Origin of the sequence: Bradyrhizobium sp. USDA 336 (assembly GCF_044908355.1) — a bacterium.
In the GTDB taxonomy this organism is placed as follows: domain Bacteria; phylum Pseudomonadota; class Alphaproteobacteria; order Rhizobiales; family Xanthobacteraceae; genus Bradyrhizobium; species Bradyrhizobium yuanmingense.
Genome location: NZ_JBIYDC010000002.1, coordinates 6,057,375 through 6,076,922, shown reverse-complemented (window position 1 = coordinate 6,076,922; position 19,548 = coordinate 6,057,375). Strand labels below are relative to the sequence as shown.

Below are 19,548 nucleotides of genomic sequence, written 5' to 3'. Positions count from 1 at the left end.
AAAATTTTGAGATAGCAGGACATCGACCCATGAATATTGCCGTCCTCCCCGACTCGCCCACCACCGCGCCGCAGATGATCGATCCGCTCGATCATCTCGCCGACAAGCTGTTCCACCGCATGGGCGCCGACGGCGTCTATGCTCGCACCGCACTTTATGAGAGCATCGTCGAGAAGCTCGCCGCGCTGATCACCGGTCATCGCGAGGCCGGCACCGAGGTGATGCGCTTCCCGCCGGTGATGAGCCGCTCGCAGCTGGAGAAATCCGGCTATCTCAAGAGCTTTCCCAACCTGCTCGGCTGCGTCTGCGGCCTGCACGGCACCGAACGCGAGATCAACGCCGCGGTGAGCCGCTTCGATGCCGGCGGCGACTGGACGACTTCGCTGTCGCCGGCCGATCTCGTGCTGTCGCCGGCCGCCTGCTATCCGGTCTATCCGATCGCGGCGAGCCGCGGCCAATTGCCGAAGGGTGGCCTGCGCTTCGACGTTGCCGCGGATTGCTTCCGCCGCGAGCCGTCGAAGCATCTCGACCGGCTGCAATCGTTCCGCATGCGCGAATATGTCTGCATCGGCAGCCCCGACGACGTCGCCGATTTCCGCGAGCGCTGGATGGTGCGCGCGCAGAAGATCGCGACCGACCTCGGCCTCACCTTCCGCGTCGACTATGCCAGCGATCCGTTCTTCGGCCGGGTCGGCCAAATGAAGGCGGTGAGCCAGAAGCAGCAGCAGCTCAAGTTCGAGCTGCTCATCCCACTGCGCTCGGAAGAGCAGCCGACGGCGTGCATGAGCTTCAACTATCACCGCGAGCATTTCGGCACGACCTGGGGAATTCAGGATGCCGACGGCGAGCCGGCCCACACCGGGTGCGTTGCCTTCGGCATGGACCGTCTGGCCGTCGCCATGTTCCACACCCACGGCACCGATCTTTCCGCCTGGCCCGCCAAGGTGCGGGACGTCCTGAGCCTGCAGCCGCCTCTCGCGGCCGAGGCCCATGGCGAAGGCTGGCGCTGAAGCAACTCACGAGGCCGGCCATTTCCACGGGCAAGACGAGCGTGATCCATACCAAGGTCCGATGCCGCGAGATCACCGAGTCCGACGTCGACAAGATCGCGGACTTGCTGACGCGCGGCTTCGTCGGCCGTTCACGCGACTACTGGATCCAGGGTCTGCGCCGACAGGCCTTCCGGGCCGTGCCGGAGGGTTATCCGCGCTTCGGCTATATGCTCGACGACGACGGCACGCCGGTCGGCGTGCTGCTCTTGATCTACACCTCACGCAAGGAGGGCGAAGAGACCGCCATCCGGTGCAATTTGTCGAGCTGGTATGTCGACCCGGCCTACCGCAACTACGCGCCGCTGCTGACCAAGATCGCCCAGCGGCACAAGGACGTCACTTACTTCAACATCAGCCCCGCGCAGTGGACCTGGCCGATCATCGAAACGCAGGGCTTTCGCGCCTATTGCCGCGGCATATTCTTCTCCGTCCCTGCGCTAGCGCGCGTCCCGCGCTGGAACGAGATCGAGGTCATTCCGCCGCACGCCAAGGAGATCAAGGGGCTTTCCGAGACGGAGACCGAGCTTTTAACGCGACATGCGCGCTACAATTGCCTTAGCCTCGTCTGCCGCACGCCGAAGGGAACCTTCCCCTTCATCCTGCAACCGGTGCGCATCCGCCGCGATTTCATCGCACCGCCCGCCATGAAGCTGATCTATTGCCGGAGCACCGCAGAATTTGCCGAATGCGCCGGCCGCATCGGACGGCTGCTGCTGCGGCTCGGCAAGATCGCGGTGGCCGTCGATGCCAACGGTCCGGTTCCCGGCCTCGTCGGCATCTACACCGAGCGGCGCGGCCGGAAATACTTCAGGGGCCCGCACCAGCCACAGCTCGGCGACCTCACCGACACGGAGCTCGTGCTGTACGGGCCGTAGAGCAACGCCCGGCTCTGTAAATCTGCACGAGCAGAGCGGGAATATCGCCGCGCTCGTCCGGAGCTACGGCATATCGCCTTGGCAGCGGGCCGTTTACGCGTGCGCTCACCATCGCCGGTCACCCTCCGTAAACTACGGCGCTTAAGGGAATTTTCCGGCCTGTTCGCTAGCCTCGGCGGCTAAATTAGGTTGCATCAAGTCTATTGCCCGCCGAGGCCCTGCCGACCCATGACGTCGACCCACGACAGCGAGCTTGGTACAGGTCGTGAGCAGGGCCCAGGCGCCCTGGTCGCGCTGAGCCAGCTTGCGCTCGACCACATGGAACAGGGCGTCTGCGTCTACGATGCCGAAAACCGGATCGTGGTGACGAACCAGCGCTATCTCACGCTGTTCGACATGTCGGCCGAAATCGTGCGGGTCGGCACCAGCTATCGCGAGGTGCTCGCGCACAGCGCAAGCCGCGGCAACTTTCCGCAAAACCAGCTCGATGCGTTGTATTCGACACGGATGGCGCAGATCGCCGCGGGCAAGCCGTTCCGCACCGAGCAAATGCTGGCGAGCGGCCTCGTCATGTCGCTCGAGCTGAAGCCGCTCCCCGGCGGCGGCTGGATGACGATCTGCGACGACGTCACCCGCCTCGCCCGGCTCGAAGTGGAACTGCTCGTGCAGACCGAGCGCAGCCAGCACGCGCTCGCCAACATGTCCCACGGACTGATCATGTACGACGTCGACAGCCGTGTCGTCGTCTGCAACGAACGGTTCCTGAAGCTCTACAACCTCGACCCCGAGATCGTGAAGCCCGGCGTCGCGCATTCCACGGTGATCGAGCACTGGATGTCGCGCGGCAACCTGCCGGGCATGTCGGGCGACGAATTCTACCAGAGCCGGCTGGAGGACGTGCGCAGCAGGAAGCCGAAGACGCTGCTGGTGATGCGCTACGACGGACGGATGGTGCAGGCGGTCTCCCGCTTCCTGCCCGACGGCGGCTGGGTGACGGTGCACGAGGACGTCACGGAGCGGCTGCAATACGAGGAAACGCTGCGGCAGCAGAATTTCATCCTCGATGCGGCGCTGGAGAACATGGCGCACGGGCTCGCCTTCTTCGACAGCGACATGCGGCTTCGGGTCTGCAACTCCACCTACCTCAAGATCTACCTGTTGTCGCCGGAGGAGACCCGCCCCGGCACCCACCTCGCCGAGCTGATCGAGCGATCCATAGCGAACGGCGCGTTCTCCCCGGAATACAGCCCGCAGCAGATCCTCAAAGCCGCCCGCGCGCGGATCGCGAGCCGTGATTCCTCGCCGATGCGCCGGCGCATGTCGAACGACACGGTGATCTCGGTGCGCTATTGCGCGCTGGCCGAAGGCGGCTTCGTCGCCACCTATGAGGACATTACCGAGCGCGAGCGTGCGATCGAGGAGCTGAGCGAGCAGTACCGCCGGTTCGACGCGGCCCTGAACAACATGAGCCAGGGCCTGTGCATGCTCGACGGCAGCCTGCGCGTGATCGTCTGCAACCGCCGCTACATCGAGATGTACGGATTATCGCCGGAGATCGTGAAGCCAGGCGTCTCGATGCGAGAGATCATGGAGCACAGCTGCGAGCTCGGCATCCATCCGAACATGACCGGCGCCAAGCTCTATGCCGACTACGTCGAGAGGCTGCGCGAGGGCGAGCACACGCTGCACCGCCATTTGAACGACGGCCGCATCATCAAGCTGAATCACAAGCGCATGGAGCATGGCGGCTGGGTCGTGACCTATGAGGACGTCACCGAGCGCCACAAGGCCCAGGCCCGGGTGGCCCACATGGCGCGGCACGATTCGCTCACCGACCTACCCAACCGCACGCTGTTCCGCGAGAAGATGGGCGAGGGACTGAACCAGGTCGCGATCGCCGGCGGCGCCATGGCCGTGCTGTGCTTCGATCTCGACAATTTCAAGACCGTCAACGACCGCCTCGGCCACGCCGCCGGCGACCGCCTGCTGCGCTGGGTCGCGGCGCGCCTCAAGGAGAATGTCGGCGAGCACGACACCGTCGCGCGGCTTGGCGGCGACGAGTTCGCCGTTCTCCAGCGCGGGCCGCAGCCGCAATCGGCCGAGGCGCTCGCCCGCCGCCTGGTCGAGATCATCGGTCATCCGCCGCCGCTGGAAAGCCAGTCGATCCATGTCGGCGCCTCCGTCGGCATCGCGATCGCACCCGACCACGGACTCGATGCCGATGAGCTGATGAAATGCGCCGACCTCGCGCTGTACCAGGCCAAGGCCAAGGGGCGCGGAGCCTATCAGCTGTTCGAGCCCGAGATGGAGGAACAGGCGCGCAGCCGGCACGCGCTGGAGCAGGACCTGATCGGCGCGCTGGAAGGGCGTGAATTCCACCTGGTGTTCCAGCCGCAGATGCGGCTCGATTCCTCCGAGCTCACCGGCTTCGAGGCATTGCTGCGCTGGAAGCATCCCTCGCGCGGCTTCGTCTCTCCGGCCGAGTTCATCCCGATTGCGGAGGAGAACGGGCTGATCGTTCCGATCGGCGAATGGGTGCTGCGCACGGCCTGCGCCACCGCCGCGTCCTGGCCCGGCGTCACCGTCGCGGTGAACCTGTCTCCGGTGCAGTTCCGCTCCCGCGGGCTGGTGGCGATGGTCACGAGCGCGCTCGCGGAAGCCGGCCTGCCGCCGCAGCGGCTCGAGCTCGAGGTCACGGAGACGGCGCTGCTGGACGACAGCAAGGCGACCATCGACATCCTGCACCAGCTCCGCGCACTCGGGGTGCGCGTCAGCCTCGACGATTTCGGGGTCGGCTATTCCTCCCTGAGCTATCTGCGCAAGTTTCCGTTCGACCGCATCAAGATCGACCGCTCCTTCGTCGGCACGCTCGGCGAAAGCCCGGAGAGCGTTGCCATCGTCAGAACGATCGCGAGCCTCGGCTCCGTGCTCGGGGTCGAGACCACGGCCGAGGGCGTGGAAACCGAGGAACAGCTCGACTTCGTCCGCGAATGCGGCTGCACCGCAGTCCAAGGCTATTATTTCGGCAAGCCGTGTCTCGCCTCGGAAGTCGGCCGCACCATCGAGACGCTGAACATGGTCCGGCGCGTGGCCTGACCGCGTCGGCCGCTCAAATTCCACCTCTCGGCACGCGGCCAAACGACGAATTGTCGCAGATGTCGGCTCTGTCGGCGTTAGCTGACCGACGGCCGCACAGCGATGTGCGCAACACGCTTTTCTTCTCCGTCAAATTCAGGAACAATCGCCTCACAAGAACGAGAGACGGCGACCCCAGAGAGGCCGCCGCGAGGGAGGCTTTCGATGTCGGGATACGGGCTGAAGACGATTGCATTTGCCGCGGTGCACGCCGTCATGGGCGCATTGCTCTCCACGGCCGTTAATGCGCAGGACTACCCGACGAAACCGATCACGTTGATCGTGCCTTGGCCGGCCGGCGGATCGACTGATCTCTCGATGCGCGCGATCGCCGACAGCGCCTCGAAGGTGCTGGGCCAGCCGATCGTGATCGACAACAAGGCCGGCGGCAGCGGCACGGTCGGGCCCGCGACGATGGCGGCGGCGGCGAAGCCGGACGGCTATACCATCTCGCAGATCCCGATCACCGTGTTCCGTCTGCCCTTGATGCAGGAGGTGTCGTGGGATCCGGCGAAGGATTTCACCTATATCGTCCATCTCACCGGCTACACGTTCGGCGTGACCACCAGCGCGGAATCGCAGTTCAAGAGCTGGAAGGACGTGGTGGAGTTCGCCAAGGCGAATCCGGGCAAAGTAACCTACGCTACGCCAGGCGCCGGCACTTCGCTGCATATCGGCATGGAGCAGATCGCGGGGATGGCCGGCATCAAGCTGACGCAGGTGCCGTTCAAGGGAGGTGCAGAGACCAACGCCGCCGTGCTCGGTCAGCACACCATGCTTCAGGCTGATTCCACGGGATGGCGTCCGCTGGTCGACGCCGGCAAGCTGCGGCTGCTGATGGTGTGGACCGGCGCCCGCTCGCCGAATTACCCTGATGTGCCGACCCTGAAGGAGCTCGGCTACCCCATGGTCTATGATTCTCCGTTCGGCATCGCCGGACCGAAGGGGATGGATTCCAAGATCGTCGCCAAGCTGCACGACGCCTTCAAGAAGGCCCTCGAGGACCCCGCGGTGATCGCGACGCTCGCCAAATACGACATGGTGCCGAACTACAAGAATACCGAGGACTACAAGAAGTTCGTCGTCGAAGTCACGGAATCAGAGCGCAAGGTGATCAACACGCTAGGGCTGGCGAAGAAGTAGAGTTCGGCTGCCTGCCACAGATGCTGACGGCACTGAGGTGAGTCGTACTTGCGGCTCGCCTCGAATGATGGACCGGGCACGGTCGCCATTCGAGGGCCTCGCTACGATCCGCCACCTCAAGGACAACGGCTTCGCCGCTGCGTGGGTGACGGTGGCCCATAAGGTTCGTCATATGAACAACGACACCAATGTCAAGCTCCGCCTCGGCAACTCCGAGCTCTGGGGCGGGCTGATCGGGCTCGCACTCGGCGGCTTCGTGATCTGGTCGGGCTTGAAGCTCAAGCTCGGCACCATCAACGATCCCGGCTCCGGCTATGTGCTGTTCTACACGGGCATCCTGATGTGCGTGTTCGCGGGCGCCATCATCGTCTCGGCGATCACCGAGGGCGGGCCGACGCTGGCCTCGCGCTGGGAGAACGTGCGCTGGAGCAAGCCGCTCGTTCTCATCGCCTGCCTCACGGCATTCGCCTTCGCGCTGGAGCCGCTGGGATTTTTGTTGTCGTCGATTCCCTTGATGCTGCTGCTGTTGCGGCTGATCGATCCGGTGCGCTGGACTCTGGCGATCCCGATCGCGGTGCTGGTGCCATCGGGCATGTGGTGGGTGATCAAGCGGCTGCTGCTGATCCAGTTGCCATCAGGCCTGTTCGGGATCGGCTGACCCCATGGATACGCTTGTCAACGTCGCACATGGATTCGGCGTCGCGCTGCTGCCGGTCAACCTGCTCTATTGCTTCATCGGCGTTTTCATCGGCACGCTGGTCGGCGTGCTGCCCGGCATCGGCCCGATCTCGGCGATGTCGCTGCTGCTCCCGGTGACGCTGTCGGGCACGCCGGAATCGGGCATCATCATGATGGCCGGCATCTATTACGGCTCGATGTATGGCGGCTCGACCACCTCTATCCTGGTCAACATTCCCGGCGAAGCCGCCTCCGTCGTGACCTGCATCGACGGCCACCAAATGGCGAAGCAGGGCCGTGCGGGCCCCGCGCTCGGCATTGCTGCATTCGGCTCCTTCGCTGCCGGAACCTTTGCGCTGGTCGCCTTGATGCTGGTGGCACCAAAGCTTGCCAGCATCGCCATTGCCTTCGGCCCGGCCGAGTATTTCAGCCTGATGGTGCTCGGCCTCGTCGTGCTCACCTTCCTCACCCAGGGATCGATGCCCAAGGCATTGCTGATGGCGTGCATCGGCGTCGTGCTCGGGCTGATCGGGCTGGACAGCATCACCGCGCAGCCGCGGCTGACCTTCGGCCGCATGGAGCTGATCGACGGCATCGGCCTCGTGCCCGTGGTGATGGGCCTGTTCGGCGTCGCCGAGGTGCTGCTCAACACCGAGCAGGCGATCAAGCGCGACGTCATCAACACCAGGATCACCCATCTCCTGCCGAGCAAGGAGGACTGGAAGGCGAGCGCCGGTCCGGTCGGCCGCGGCACGATCCTCGGCTTTTTCCTCGGCATCCTGCCGGGCGGCGGCGCGGTGATCTCGTCATTCGCGTCCTACGCGCTGGAGAAGCGGCTGTCGAAGACGCCTGAAAAGTTTGGCCATGGCGCGATCGAGGGCGTCGCCGGCCCGGAATCGGCGAACAACGCCGCGGCCGGCGGCGCCTTCATTCCACTGATGACGCTCGGCATCCCGCCGAACGTGGTGATGGCGCTGCTGCTCGGGGCATTCGTCATTCACGGCCTGCAGCCGGGCCCGCTGCTGATCACGCAGAACCCCGGCCTGTTCTGGGGCATCGTCGCCAGCATGTATATCGGCAACGTCATGCTGCTGATCCTGAACCTGCCGATGATCGGCATGTGGGTGCAGCTGCTCAAGCTGCCCTACAATATCCTGTTCCCCCTGATCATCCTGTTCACGATCCTCGGCGTCTACTGCTCGAGCAACAACGTGTTCGACGTCTATGTGATGATCGCGTTCGGGATCATCGGCTATTTCATGCGAAAGCTCGGCTACGAGCCGGCACCGTTGGTGCTGGCCTTCGTGCTGGGTCCGATGATGGAGAACAATTTGCGCAAGTCGCTGATCCTGTCGCAGGGCGATCTCTGGACCGTCGTGCAGCGGCCGATCTCGGCAGTGTGTCTTGTGCTTGCCCTGGTGCTGCTGATCGCGCCGCTGCTGCCGTCGCTGCGCAAGAAGCGCGAGCTGGTGGCGCTGGATGAGGGGGCGTGAGGGTCTGTAGGGTGGATTAGCCGAAGGCGTAATCCACCGCTTCTCTCTCGACGCGGATCGTAAAGTGGTGGGTTACGCCTCCGGCTAACCCACCCTACAGCATCTCAGCTCGCCGCAGGCAGCGCATCCGACGGCAGGCCCCACGGGCGCTCCGCCGAAGCCAGCCCGATCAGGCGGCCTTGGATGTAGTCGCAGCCCCAGTCGCGCAGCATGTTTGCGGCTTCGTCGTCCTGCACCCATTCGGCGACGGTCTTGATGTCGAGGCGGCGGGCGAGGTCGATCAGGGTCTGCACGAAGGCGCGATCGTCGGCAGAATGGGTGATATTCTGCACGAAGGCGCCGTCGATCTTAACGATGTCCACGCCGAGCTTGCGCAGATTGCGGAACGAGGTGTAGCCGGCGCCGAAATCGTCGATGGCGATGCGGCTGCCGAAATGCTTGAGGCGGCTGACGAAGGCGCGGACGTCGTCGATGTCCTGGATCGCGACCGTCTCGGTGATCTCGACGATCAATCGCTCGGCAACGCCGGGATGGGCCTGCATCAGCGACTCGATCCCCGCCCACCAGTCCGGATCCATGGTCGTATCCGGCGAGATGTTGAGGCTGAGGCAGACATCCGGTGCTGCCGCGAGCTCGGCGACCACGAGCTCGAGCACGCGGTGATCGACCAGGCGGATCAGGCCGAGCCGTTCGGCCACCGGCACGATGTCGGGCGCGAGCAGCACCTGGCCGTCGCCCTGGTCCATCCGCACCAGGCATTCATGGAATGCGCGCTCGCGCGAGACAGCCGAGACCACGGGTTCATAGGCGAGCCTGATGCGGCGCTCGTTGAGGGCGGTGACGATCTCGTCGGTGACGCGGATGTTGACGCGGCGCTGTGCGTCGCGCGCGGCATCCGGACGCCAGGCCGCGAACGAGCCGGAGCGGCGGCGCTTGGCGGCGTCCAGCGTCTCATGGGCGCGGTTGACGGCCTCGTCGGTGTTGCGGGCATAGCGCGGCAGGCTGACCGCGCCGATCGAGGCGGTGACCGAGACCGGACCGGATTTGGTCGGCACCACCTCGTCGCGGATGCCGGCGAGGAAGCGCTCGGCCGCCACGTTCATGTCGTCGACGGTGCAGTTCTTCAGGATCAGGCCGAACTTGTTGCCGGAGAAGCGCCCGAGCACGTCGCCGCCGCGCAGGCGCGCGCGAATGCGCTTGGCGACGTCGAGGATCACGGCGTCGGCGACGTCGAAGCCGAAGGCATCGTTGACGCGGGCGAGATGATCGATGCCAACCAGCATGAAGGCCGCTGTCGAGCGGAAGCGCGTCGTCTCCTCGATCGCCTCGGCCAGCGCCGCGATCAGATGCGAGCGGTTGAGCTCGCCGGTCAGCGGATCGAGCCGGGCCAGCCTACTCAATTCCTCGTCCCGGGCGTGGCGCTCATTGTTGATGCGGACGGAGCCGATCGCTCGCGTGGGACGGCCGTCGGGACCTGCGAACCAGCGGCCGGTCTCCTCGATCCAGATCACGGGATCGGAGGCACTCATGCGCACGCCGTATTCGATTCGGTAAGGGGTGCCGTCGGCGCCGTGCACCGGGGACGTCAGTGCCAGCGCCGCCGTCCGCAGCGTTTGCGCAGGCTCGATCAGCTTGGCGAATTCGGCGCCGGTCGAAAGCCGCTCGGCGGGAATGCCGGGGAAAACGGCGCTGACCTGCTCACCCCAGACGATGGCATCGCTGGCGATATCCCAGGCGAACACGGCCTGACCGAGCGCGGCCAGGATGTCGGAGGCTTGCGGCAATCCAGGGGTCAAAGTCGCCTCGTTTCGGGACAGTGGAGAAGTCCTGAGCCGGCACAGGATAGAGCCAGATTCGCTGCCGAACCTAGGCAAAGTTGATAAACAATTTGGAAACCACGTTTCCGAAGGCGTCGGAACCAATCCGGCCCGGCCGGCATAGGCCTTGCGAGTACAGGACTCGCACCGGCCCCCCGCGTCCCGAAACGCGACAGTCTCGCCGGATCAACGGTGATTGCGATGTTGGGTACTGATCGACCGGACGCGGCGGACAACGGCACAGGCACGGCCCTGGTGCCGCTGATGCCGACGTTGCAGTGGGTCCGCAAGGCGCCGCTGCCGCGCCCCGATCCGAGCTTCGTCACACAATTGATCGCCAATGCCGAGCAGCTGCCGCAAACGAGCCGGCTCCGCCGCGCCTCTCCCGAGGATGCGCTGATGGCCTATGGCAGCAAGCGCCCGCTCGGAACCGTCAGCGCGCGCACGCGTCAGGTGGCTTAAGATTGATTGAAGTGAGAGCCCGCTTCTTACCTCTCGCCGCTTGCGGGGAGAGGTCGGATCGCCTCGGCGATGCGAGCATCGTCCGGTGCGATCCCGGGTGAGGGGGTAGAGGTCCCGCGGCTATCGCATCCGCGGAGAGAGGCCCCTCACCCCAACCCTCTCCCCGTGAGAACGGTGCGAGGGAGCACACTGCCGCGGCGGTGAGATGCGAGCCAATTCAGAGAAATCAGCGCGGCGGCGTGTCGGAAGACGGCGTGCCGTTCCCCGGCTGCAGCTGCGGCGAGGGAATTTCCGGCGAGGGGGCGCCCTGCACTGGCTTGGGCGCCGGGTGATCCATCAGCACGGATTCGGCGACGGATTGCGCGGTAGGCGCGGACGGCGCCGGCTGCGGCGCAATCACAGGCTCGAACTTGCGCTCGGACTCCACATCCGCCGCCGGCGCTTCTGCCCCGCGCTTGGCCCTGCGCGGCGCCGGCACCGTGGTCTCGGCGACATAGGTGACGCGGCGGCGCGTGCGCTGGGCGATGCCCGCGAAGAAGTCCGCCATCGCCAGCAGCACCAGCAGAAAGAAGGTGGAGTTGCCGAATTTGGGCCACATCACGAATTCGGCAGCGGCCGCGCCGAAGATGATCAGCGACAGCAAATGGTCCATCAGGAATTTCGAGCCCGGCCGCGCACCCTTGACCACCTCTAACAGCAGCAAGACGACGCCGAGCGCGAGCAGGAGATCGGCGAGCGTGACCGGCCAGACCTCTCCGGACACCATAGGCACCTTGAACAGCACGTCCGTGAAGGACACGGTCGGCATCAGGAAGGCGATGATGTTGTAGACCGCGAGCGGAATCAGGAGCAGCGGGAAACCGACCATCGGCTTGATGCCTTCTCGATCAAGATATCCGGACAGAACAATGCAGCGGCGAAGCATCCGCTCCGCCGCCGTCACCGTCTATCTCATGGGTTGGCCGAAATCGGGCGGGTCCGATCTCCCGCCCGAGAAAGATCCTGGCTTCAGGACTCTTTCTTCTTCAGGACCTGACGGCCCTTGTACATGCCGGTCTTGAGGTCGAGATGGTGCGGACGACGGAGCTCGCCGGAGTCCTTGTCTTCCACATAGGTCGGCTTCTTGATGGCGTCCGCCGAGCGGCGCATGCCACGGCGCGACGGCGAGGTTTTTCTTCTCGGAACGGCCATTTCAATATCCTCTAGGGATTGGTGTCATCAGGGCATCGTCCGCGAAGGGACGGCTCAGCACCCGCAAATAACGAGGCGAGCTGAATGCCGATCAAGGCCGCGCTTATAGAGGAAGGCTGGCCGTAAAGCTAGGCTCTTGGGCCGGAAAATACGCCCGGAACGGGCCAAAAATCAGCGATTTTCGCGCCAACAGGTCGCAAGCGAGCTCGCCTGCCCCCGCGCCATATAGGTGGCTGCCAGCCGCCGGACGCCCGGTCCCGGGGTCCGGGCGCTGCGCTTGACCGGATTCGGCAGGATCGAGGCCAGAAGCGCCGCCTCGCGGGGCGAGAGGCTTTCGGCCGATTTGCCGAAGGCATAGGCGCTGGCCGCCTCGACCCCGAACTGCCCCTGCGGGCCGAGCTCGGCGATGTTGAGGTAGATTTCGAGAATCCGCTGCTTGGGCAGGACGAGGTCGATCCAAAGCGCCAGCGGGAATTCGAGCGCCTTGCGAACGAAGTCGCGCCCCTGCCAGAGGAACAGGTTCTTCGCGACCTGCTGGGTGATGGTGGAGGCGCCCCGGAAGGCGGTGCCGTCCTCCCTGGCGTCGTCGATCGCCTCGCGCAGCGCCCCCCAATCGATGCCGTGATGCTTGCAGAAATGGGCATCCTCGGCCGCCACCACCGCGCGCGGCAGAGAGGGCGACATATCAGCGAGATCGATCCACTCCCGCTGCATCGGCGCGCCCCGCAGGCTGCGCCAGGCCATCAGCGTCGAAACTGGGTGACCGGTGCGGTAGAACGGCGCGATCACATAGGGCGCGAGGACCACGAGCGCGAGCACCACCAGCAGGATTTTGACGATGCGCAAATCGACCTTTCCGGCACGAACTGACGAGCGGCCACGGGCTGGAGCATTAAGTCTGTGATAATTCGGGCCTTTTCCAGCACTTTTTAGGCCTTCCAAACGATTGACTGGGGCGGGCTCATAAAGGATTGTCCCGCCGAATTTTAGTTCTGGAGCCCTTCTTGATGACCGGCACGTCCCCGTCCGATTTCGCCAAACGTCTGGACAAGACCGCTGATGACACCGAAGCCCTGCTCGGGCGCCTGCTGTCGGACGACATCCTGCATGACGAAATAGCCCGGCCCAAGCGACTGATGGACGCAATGCGCTATTCGAGCCTGAACGGCGGCAAGCGCCTGCGGCCGTTCCTGGTGGTCGAGAGCGCCGCCGTGTTCGGCGTGCCGCGCGAGGCGGCATTGCTCGTAGGCGCCGCGCTCGAATGCATCCATTGCTACTCGCTGATACATGACGACCTGCCGGCCATGGACAATTCGGACCTGCGCCGTGGCCGCCCCACCCTGCACAAGCAAACCGACGACGCCACCGCGATCCTCGCCGGCGACGGCCTCCTGACGCTCGCCTTCGACATCATCACCCGCGACGAGGTCCATCGCGACGCCAATGTGCGGCTGCTCTTGACGCGCGCGCTAGCGCGCTGCGCCGGCATCGGCGGCATGGTCGGCGGGCAGATCCTCGATCTCGCCGGCGAAGGCCGCTTTGGCGGCAACGAGCCGATCGACGTCGCCCGCATCCAGCAGATGAAGACCGGCGCGCTCTTGCGCTACGGCTGCATCGCCGGCGCAATCCTCGGCCAAGCCTCGAAGGCGGAATATCAGGCGCTCGACGATTACGGCCGCGCGCTCGGCGAAGCCTTCCAGATCGCCGACGATCTGCTCGACGTCGAGGGCGATGCGGCCGCGCTCGGCAAGCCGGCCGGCGCCGATGCCGCGCTCGGCAAGACCACCTTCGTGACCCAACTCGGGATCGAAGGCGCCAAGCAGCGCGTGCGCGACCTGCTCGCGCGCGCCGACAGCGCCGTCTCGATCTTCGGCGACCGCGCCGCCGTGCTGCAGGCCGCCGCGCGCTTCGTGGCCGAGCGGAAGAACTGACCTTAAAGCGCGATGCGATGAAGATGAATCGTCATCGCGCTTTAGGTTGTTGTTCGGGCATGATCTTTTCGGAAAACCGCTACACACTTTCCGGATCATGCTCTAGGTGGTCAGTAGAGCGGCGCCTATTTCAGTTGCAGACCTCGGCATTGGCGTCGACGTGGGGGCCGCCGCCGCCGCGATAGACGAGGCGGCAGCCGGGCCTGACCGGCCGGCAGAGCAGAGCGTTGCAAAAGATCTGACCACTGCCGCTCGAGGCACGGCCCGCGCCAGCCACCGCAGCTGCGCCGTAGCCGCCCGCTGCAGCACCGGCCCGCTGCCGCGCGGGGCGGTCCTCGCCGTCGTCGCGCCGCGAGGTCGCGGGCTTTGACGCGGGCTTGGCGGCGCGCTTCCTCTCGCATTCATTGTCGTCGTTCAGCACATAGCCGTTGCCGCAAACGATCCTGGTGCACTTGTCGCCTTCGGCCCTGAAACCGTGCTCGCAGACCAGCGGGCAGACCCGCGACGGCTTGGCCTTGACCGCATCGAGTGCATCGGTGCTCGCCACCTTCACGTCGAGCTTGGTGCCGGCATAGCGGTTGAACTGCGACAGCGACCGCTGCGAGGACGTATTCCAATTGCCGTCGGCCTGCCCGGAGAAGCAGCCGACGCGGCCGAGCTCGCTCTGCACCGAGCGGTTGAGGTCGGCCGGCGCGGTCGCCGGGGTGAGCGCGGCGACGTTGGTGCCGGAGGCGCTCGTGGTGTTGCCCGGCGCAACACTCGGCGCGGTAGCGGCAAGATTGACGCGCTGCTGCTCGGCGGCGGCCGCCTGCTGCTGTGCCTGCTCCTTCGCCTTCTGCGCAGCAAGCTGCGCCTGCTCGGCGGCCTTCGCATCGGCCGCGGCCCTGGCTTGCGCATCCTTCTGCGCGCCGAGCGCAGCAAGGCGGTCGCGCTCGGCCTCGGCCTGCTTCGCTTTCGCGATCGCCGCCGCATGCGCCTGCTCCGCGCCGATCTTCTCGAGCTGGAGCTTGGCAAGGCTTGCATAGAACCCGTCGGGATGCTGGGCGAGGAAGGCTTCCCACGCCGGCCGGTTGCCGACCTGGAGCGCGAGCTCGTAGTCGCGGCGGATATCGGCCTGGGGATTGGCTACGGGCGCCGCCGGCGCCAGCTTGACCGGCACCAGCGGCACGTCCTCGCCACCCAGCGAGCCGTAGACGAACGGCTCCTGCTTGTTGCCGGTCGACTTCAGCACATCGTCACGCACGAAGCCGAAGGCGCGGCGGACGTCGAGGCCCGGCGTCGTCAGATGCTTCGACAGCGCGATGGTGAACGGGCTGTTGGCACCGTCGCCGTCCTGCGCGGTGAAGCCGGCCTTGGCCGAATAGGCGATCAGCGTGTTGGGGCTGGACGGCTCGACCTGGGCGAGGCCGCGGCCGATGCCGCGCGAAGCGACCGTGCGCTTCATCCGCTTGCTGAACGGATTGTCGCGGCAGGCATCGAGGATCACCAGACGCAATTGCTTGGCGGGCTCGACCGCGACCAGGACACGGTCGAGGGAGAGCGCCTCGTCAAAGACGTCGGTGTCCCGCTCGAGCTTGGCATCCACCGGGATCAGATAGTTCGAGCCCTCCACCTCGATGCCGTGGCCGGCGTAGTAGACCACGGCGATTTCGGCGTCGCGGGTCGCGTCGGCGAAGTCGCGGAGCACGCGCCGTGTCTCCAGCGCCGACAGATCGTGCCGGGAGTCGACGACGTCGAAGCCGGCCTCCTTCAGGGTTTTGGCCATCACCGACCCGTCATTGACAGGATTGGCGAGCGAGGGCGCGTGCTGATAGGCCGAATTGGCCAGCACCAGCGCCACGCGCTTTCCGGCAACAGCCGGCCCGGCGCCGAACATCAGGCCGAGGGCGACGAAAAGCGGACAAAGTCTGAGCAAGCTGCGCATGACACGACTTCCGATGGTTCCGGGCCGTCCGGCCCTTTGGGACCGCTTTAGCAACATCCTCCGCCGGCGCTTGTGATGGAGGTCACGAAGCGGACCCCGACGGCAGGCCGTACGACCTCTTTTGTTTGTCGCGCCAGCGCTGTCGCGGTTCGCCAACGGACGGCGGTGCGGACCGGGTTCCGTCAGACAACCCCGATGTGCTCCCGATATTGCGGCAGATCGTCCGCAATTTCATGCCAAGGCGCCTTCGAGCCGACGAAAATATGGGCGCTCGGCCGGATCGAGGGGGCATCGACCAGGGTTCCCATGGCGACGTGGACCCACTCTCCTTCCCGGACCCGGGAATAGAGCAGCGAGCCGCAGCGGCCACAATGCGCGTCATGGGTGGTGTCGTCGCCGAAAATCATCCGGAGGTCGCCACCCCTGACAATACGAAGCCTGTCTTGCCGGATGCCGGCGAAGGGCTTGAAGGCGGCACCGGTGGTGCGCCGGCAGTTCGAGCAGTGGCAGTTCATCGCATAGGCGAACGCATCGGCCACCTCGAAGCGCACGGCGCGGCAAAAGCATTCGCCGACAAGAATGCGAGCGTTCGAATTTTCTGATTCTGTCATCGTGACGCCTTCACGCAAATCGCTGACACACCCATAGCGCATTTCAAAGTGTGCGACTAAGTTGGCCCGAAGCAATCATGCAAAGGAACGACCCATGAGCCAGGACCGGTCGAGCGTCGAAGCCGTCGTGCAATCCTATTTTGACGGACTTTACGAGGGCGACGCCGACAAGCTCGGCGCCATCTTCCATCCCTCCGCCGATCTGCGCTGGGTCGAGAAGGGCGAGCTCCAGGTTCTGACCGTGCCGGACTGGCTCGACCGCGTGCGCAAGCGCGCCTCGGCCAAGGCCGAAGGCAAGCCGCGCGAGGACTTCATCGTCACCATCGACCGTTCGGACGACAAGACCGCCTTCATCAAGGTGCGCTGCCAGCTGCCGCCGCGCTATTTCACCGATTATCTCGTGGCGATGAAGCTCGCCGACGGCTGGCAGATCGTGTCGAAGTCGTACCGATATGATTTGAGGGAGTGACGGGCGCCGTCCTGCTGCCCGAATTCGGACGCACTCGCTATCCAATTCTCCGTCATTGCGAACGCAGCGAAGCAATCCAGAATCTCACCGCGGAGACAGTCTGGATTGCTTCGCTGCGCTCGCAATGACGACGCGGATGCAGCGTCCGCTCCATCTCCCACCTCTGCTAGCCTGGAAATCACCATGCTTGTCGACCGCCGCTCCCTGCTCGCCTCATTCGCCTGGTTGGCCGCCTCTCCTGCGCTCGCCGGGGATGCCCCATCAGAATTCGAATCCTACGAGCGCGAGAGCGGCGGGCGGATCGGGCTCTATGCGGAGAATCTCGCAACCGGCAAGAAGCTCGCCTGGCGCGCCGACGAACGGTTCGTGATGTGCTCGACGTTCAAGGCTTCGCTCGCAGCCAACGTGTTGGCGCGAGTCGATCGCGGCGAGGAGCAACTGGCGGCCATGATCCGCTATGGCCAGGCGGATCTGCTGGAATACGCGCCGGTGGCGAGGGAAAATCTCGCGGCCGGCAAGATGTCGGTCGGCGAGATGTGCAAGGCCATCGTCGAGCTCAGCGACAACACCTGCGCCAATCTGCTGCTGGCGCGGATCGGCGGCCCCGCCGTACTGACCGCATTCTGGCGGTCGCTCGGAGATACCACCTCGCGGCTCGACCACAACGAGCCCGAGCTCAACCGCTCGCAGCCCGGCGACCCCCGGGACACCACGACGCCGGCGGCGATGGTGGGAAATTTGCGCCGGCTGGTCACGGGCGAGGCGCTGTCGCCTGCTTCGCGGACCCTGCTCACCGACTGGATGGTGAACTGCAAGACCGGCGCAAATCGCCTGCGTGGCGGACTCCCGGCAGGCTGGAAGATCGGCGACAAGACCGGCAACAACGGCAAGGACGCCTCGGGCGACATCGCGGTCGCCTGGCCGAAGCCGGATACGCCGATCCTGATCGCGGCCTATACCCAGGGCGGCACGCCGAACGCGACGCAGATCACATCCGCGTTCGCGCGGATTGGGCGGATGGTGGCCGAACGGCTGGCGTGAGCCGCGCATTGACCTAGCCGTCGCTTCCGGGTCAAGACAGACCATCATGGAAGCGAAGTTTCAGACCTTTCTCATCCTGCTTGCCGTGCTGGCAGGCGTGGCACTGGCCGCACGCCGCTTCAACGTCGCCCCTGCCATCCTGCTGATGCTGGCGGGCGTCGGCCTTGCTTTCGTGCCGGGCATGCCGACGGTGGAGCTGCCGCCGGAGCTGGTGCTGCTGGTGGTGCTGCCACCACTGATCTACTCGGCCAGCGTCGCGATGAGCTGGCGCGAATTCAAGAAGAACCTGCGTCCGATCGTGCTGCTCGCGGTCGGCGCCGTGATCTTCACCACGGCGATGGTGGCGGCCGCCACGCATTATATGATCGGCCTGCCCTGGACCGTCGGCTTCCTGCTCGGGGCCATCGTCGCGCCCCCCGACGTGGTGGCGCCGCTCGCGATCGCCCGCCGCCTGAACATGCCGCGCCGCATCCTGGTCGTGCTCGAGGGCGAAGGTCTCGCCAACGATGCCACCGCGCTGATCCTCTACCGCTTCGCGCTCGCCGCGATCCTCATCGGCCACTTCTCGCTGCCGCTCGCGGCCGGTGAATTCCTCCTCATCGTCGCCGGCGAGATCGCCTTCGGCATCGGCGTCGGCTGGCTCTCCTTGCGCCTTCGCAAATGGTCTGGAGATCCGCAGGTCGAGCTGACACTGTCACTGATCACGCCCTATGTCTCGTACTGGCTGCCCGAGCATGTCGGCGGCTCCGGCGTGATCGCAACCGTAGCCTGCGGGCTCTACGTCAGCTGGAACGGCCCATTGCTGATCTCCTCGGCGACGCGCCTGCAAGGCATCTTCTTCTGGGATCTCGTGATCTACCTGATCGAGGGCATGCTGTTCCTGCTCACCGGCTTCCAGATGCGCGCGCTCTACGAGAAATCGAAGACTTTTCCGCTCGACGACATTCTCATCGCAACTGCATTGGTCCTGGTGATCGTCGTGATCGCGCGTTTTGCCTGGCTCTATCCCGCAACTTATCTGCCGCGAATGCTCTCCAGGTCGCTGCGCGAGCGCGATCCGTCGCCGCCATGGCAATGGCCGTTCGTGCTCGCCTTTACCGGCGTGCGCGGCGCGGTGTCGCTCGCCGCCGCGCTGGCGCTGCCGTTCACGCTGCCGAACGGCGAAGCGTTTCCGTATCGCGACCTGATCCTGTTCGTCGCGTTCGGTGTCATCTTCGTGACGCTGATCGGCGTCGGCCTGACGCTGCCGCCGATCGTGCGGTGGCTCGGCGTCGCCGAGGCCGGTCGTCACGAGCATGCTACCGAGCACGAAGCGGAGATCGCCGCGCGCCGTCAGGCGCTGGAGGCCGCGCTGAAATCGCTCGATGCGCTCACTGCGGAGAAAGCGGTTTCCGACGAGGTGATGCGGCTAATGCGCGCCCGCCACGACATCCGCCTCAACCAGCTCCCAGACTCGCTCAATCCCAACCGTCACGACGTCTCCGCCGCCGGCACCGCTCTGACCCGCGACCTGATCGCCGCCGAGCGCAAGTTCATCCACAACCTGCTGCGCGACGGCCAAATCACCGACGAGACGCGCCGGCGGATCGAGCGCGATCTGGATCTGGAGGAGGCGAGCCTGGCGAATAGGGAATATCGCGGCGGGCCGCTGTAGCTTCCTCGTCATTGCGAGCGCAGCGAACCAATCCAGACTGCCGCCGCGGAAAGACTCTGGATTGCTTCGCTG

Annotated in this window: 17 protein-coding genes; 11 read left to right on the top strand and 6 right to left on the bottom strand. The window is 65.4% G+C overall.

Features of this window, described 5'->3' with window-relative positions; genetic code table 11:
* Positions 1 to 29 precede the first annotated feature (29 nt).
* The 6 genes from ABIA45_RS29450 (at position 30) to ABIA45_RS29425 (ending at position 8,376) form a co-directional block, all read left to right on the top strand.
* Entirely contained in the window at positions 30 to 1,010 is a 981-nt protein-coding gene (locus ABIA45_RS29450) for an amino acid--[acyl-carrier-protein] ligase (protein ID WP_404654571.1), read from the top strand.
* A gap of 41 nt (positions 1,011 to 1,051) precedes the next feature.
* Positions 1,052 to 1,927 carry an acyl-CoA acyltransferase gene (locus ABIA45_RS29445; RefSeq protein WP_404654570.1) on the top strand — a complete coding sequence of 292 codons (876 nt, stop codon included), beginning with the start codon at positions 1,052 to 1,054 and terminating at the stop codon, positions 1,925 to 1,927.
* 228 nt (positions 1,928 to 2,155) lie between these two features.
* Entirely contained in the window at positions 2,156 to 5,023 is a 2,868-nt protein-coding gene (locus tag ABIA45_RS29440; RefSeq protein ID WP_404654569.1) for a PAS-domain containing protein, read from the top strand.
* 204 nt (positions 5,024 to 5,227) lie between these two features.
* A complete protein-coding gene (locus tag ABIA45_RS29435) occupies positions 5,228 to 6,205 on the top strand; it encodes a tripartite tricarboxylate transporter substrate binding protein (RefSeq protein WP_404654568.1) in 978 nt (325 codons plus the stop codon).
* Positions 6,206 to 6,377: 172 nt separating this feature from the next.
* Positions 6,378 to 6,863: a tripartite tricarboxylate transporter TctB family protein gene (locus tag ABIA45_RS29430; protein ID WP_404655772.1), complete on the top strand. Its 486-nt coding sequence runs from the start codon at positions 6,378 to 6,380 to the stop codon at positions 6,861 to 6,863.
* A 4-nt stretch (positions 6,864 to 6,867) separates the two neighbouring features.
* On the top strand, positions 6,868 to 8,376 hold the full coding sequence (locus tag ABIA45_RS29425; RefSeq protein ID WP_404654567.1) for a tripartite tricarboxylate transporter permease: 1,509 nt from the start codon (positions 6,868 to 6,870) through the stop codon (positions 8,374 to 8,376).
* 104 nt (positions 8,377 to 8,480) lie between these two features.
* On the opposite strand, the gene ABIA45_RS29420 is transcribed toward ABIA45_RS29425, so the two are convergent.
* Positions 8,481 to 10,172 carry a bifunctional diguanylate cyclase/phosphodiesterase gene (locus ABIA45_RS29420; RefSeq protein ID WP_275501840.1) on the bottom strand — a complete coding sequence of 564 codons (1,692 nt, stop codon included), beginning with the start codon at positions 10,170 to 10,172 and terminating at the stop codon, positions 8,481 to 8,483.
* A gap of 222 nt (positions 10,173 to 10,394) precedes the next feature.
* Between ABIA45_RS29420 and ABIA45_RS29415 the strand changes: the two genes are divergently transcribed.
* On the top strand, positions 10,395 to 10,655 hold the full coding sequence (locus ABIA45_RS29415) for a hypothetical protein (RefSeq protein WP_271541742.1): 261 nt from the start codon (positions 10,395 to 10,397) through the stop codon (positions 10,653 to 10,655).
* Positions 10,656 to 10,881: 226 nt separating this feature from the next.
* On the opposite strand, the gene ABIA45_RS29410 is transcribed toward ABIA45_RS29415, so the two are convergent.
* From ABIA45_RS29410 to mtgA, 3 genes are all read right to left on the bottom strand, one after another.
* Entirely contained in the window at positions 10,882 to 11,523 is a 642-nt protein-coding gene (locus ABIA45_RS29410; RefSeq protein WP_404654566.1) for a hypothetical protein, read from the bottom strand.
* A 140-nt stretch (positions 11,524 to 11,663) separates the two neighbouring features.
* Entirely contained in the window at positions 11,664 to 11,846 is a 183-nt protein-coding gene (gene rpmF, locus ABIA45_RS29405) for a 50S ribosomal protein L32 (protein WP_007598106.1), read from the bottom strand.
* Between the two features lie 171 nt (positions 11,847 to 12,017).
* Positions 12,018 to 12,692 (bottom strand): monofunctional biosynthetic peptidoglycan transglycosylase, encoded by a 675-nt coding sequence (gene mtgA / locus ABIA45_RS29400; RefSeq protein ID WP_036002223.1) that lies wholly within the window; start codon positions 12,690 to 12,692, stop codon positions 12,018 to 12,020.
* Between the two features lie 161 nt (positions 12,693 to 12,853).
* Between mtgA and ABIA45_RS29395 the strand changes: the two genes are divergently transcribed.
* Positions 12,854 to 13,777, top strand: a complete 924-nt coding sequence (locus ABIA45_RS29395) for a polyprenyl synthetase family protein (protein WP_036038510.1) — start codon at positions 12,854 to 12,856, stop codon at positions 13,775 to 13,777.
* A 130-nt stretch (positions 13,778 to 13,907) separates the two neighbouring features.
* On the opposite strand, the gene ABIA45_RS29390 is transcribed toward ABIA45_RS29395, so the two are convergent.
* On the bottom strand, positions 13,908 to 15,701 hold the full coding sequence (locus ABIA45_RS29390; RefSeq protein WP_404654565.1) for a caspase domain-containing protein: 1,794 nt from the start codon (positions 15,699 to 15,701) through the stop codon (positions 13,908 to 13,910).
* Positions 15,702 to 15,883: 182 nt separating this feature from the next.
* Positions 15,884 to 16,312 (bottom strand): GFA family protein, encoded by a 429-nt coding sequence (locus ABIA45_RS29385; protein ID WP_198399860.1) that lies wholly within the window; start codon positions 16,310 to 16,312, stop codon positions 15,884 to 15,886.
* A 94-nt stretch (positions 16,313 to 16,406) separates the two neighbouring features.
* Here ABIA45_RS29385 and ABIA45_RS29380 point away from each other — a divergent pair, with 94 nt between their 5' ends.
* From ABIA45_RS29380 to ABIA45_RS29370, 3 genes are all read left to right on the top strand, one after another.
* The gene (locus ABIA45_RS29380; protein WP_025033299.1) at positions 16,407 to 16,781 is read left to right on the top strand and encodes a nuclear transport factor 2 family protein; all 375 of its coding nucleotides are present in this window, start codon (positions 16,407 to 16,409) and stop codon (positions 16,779 to 16,781) included.
* A gap of 183 nt (positions 16,782 to 16,964) precedes the next feature.
* Complete coding sequence (bla, locus tag ABIA45_RS29375) at positions 16,965 to 17,822, top strand: class A beta-lactamase (RefSeq protein ID WP_404654564.1); 858 nt, start codon at positions 16,965 to 16,967, stop codon at positions 17,820 to 17,822.
* Positions 17,823 to 17,868: 46 nt separating this feature from the next.
* The gene (locus tag ABIA45_RS29370; RefSeq protein ID WP_271541729.1) at positions 17,869 to 19,476 is read left to right on the top strand and encodes a Na+/H+ antiporter; all 1,608 of its coding nucleotides are present in this window, start codon (positions 17,869 to 17,871) and stop codon (positions 19,474 to 19,476) included.
* Positions 19,477 to 19,548: the final 72 nt, after the last annotated feature.

Coding starts and splice junctions, on each gene's coding strand:
- ABIA45_RS29450 (WP_404654571.1), top strand. CDS start 30: ATGAATATTGCCGTCCTCCCCGACTCGCCCACCACCGCGCCGCAGATG.
- ABIA45_RS29440 (WP_404654569.1), top strand. CDS start 2,156: ATGACGTCGACCCACGACAGCGAGCTTGGTACAGGTCGTGAGCAGGGC.
- ABIA45_RS29435 (WP_404654568.1), top strand. CDS start 5,228: ATGTCGGGATACGGGCTGAAGACGATTGCATTTGCCGCGGTGCACGCC.
- ABIA45_RS29430 (WP_404655772.1), top strand. CDS start 6,378: ATGAACAACGACACCAATGTCAAGCTCCGCCTCGGCAACTCCGAGCTC.
- ABIA45_RS29425 (WP_404654567.1), top strand. CDS start 6,868: ATGGATACGCTTGTCAACGTCGCACATGGATTCGGCGTCGCGCTGCTG.
- ABIA45_RS29415 (WP_271541742.1), top strand. CDS start 10,395: ATGTTGGGTACTGATCGACCGGACGCGGCGGACAACGGCACAGGCACG.
- ABIA45_RS29410 (WP_404654566.1), bottom strand. CDS start 11,523: ATGGTCGGTTTCCCGCTGCTCCTGATTCCGCTCGCGGTCTACAACATC.
- rpmF (WP_007598106.1), bottom strand. CDS start 11,846: ATGGCCGTTCCGAGAAGAAAAACCTCGCCGTCGCGCCGTGGCATGCGC.
- ABIA45_RS29395 (WP_036038510.1), top strand. CDS start 12,854: ATGACCGGCACGTCCCCGTCCGATTTCGCCAAACGTCTGGACAAGACC.
- ABIA45_RS29390 (WP_404654565.1), bottom strand. CDS start 15,701: ATGCGCAGCTTGCTCAGACTTTGTCCGCTTTTCGTCGCCCTCGGCCTG.
- ABIA45_RS29385 (WP_198399860.1), bottom strand. CDS start 16,312: ATGACAGAATCAGAAAATTCGAACGCTCGCATTCTTGTCGGCGAATGC.
- ABIA45_RS29380 (WP_025033299.1), top strand. CDS start 16,407: ATGAGCCAGGACCGGTCGAGCGTCGAAGCCGTCGTGCAATCCTATTTT.
- bla (WP_404654564.1), top strand. CDS start 16,965: ATGCTTGTCGACCGCCGCTCCCTGCTCGCCTCATTCGCCTGGTTGGCC.
- ABIA45_RS29370 (WP_271541729.1), top strand. CDS start 17,869: ATGGAAGCGAAGTTTCAGACCTTTCTCATCCTGCTTGCCGTGCTGGCA.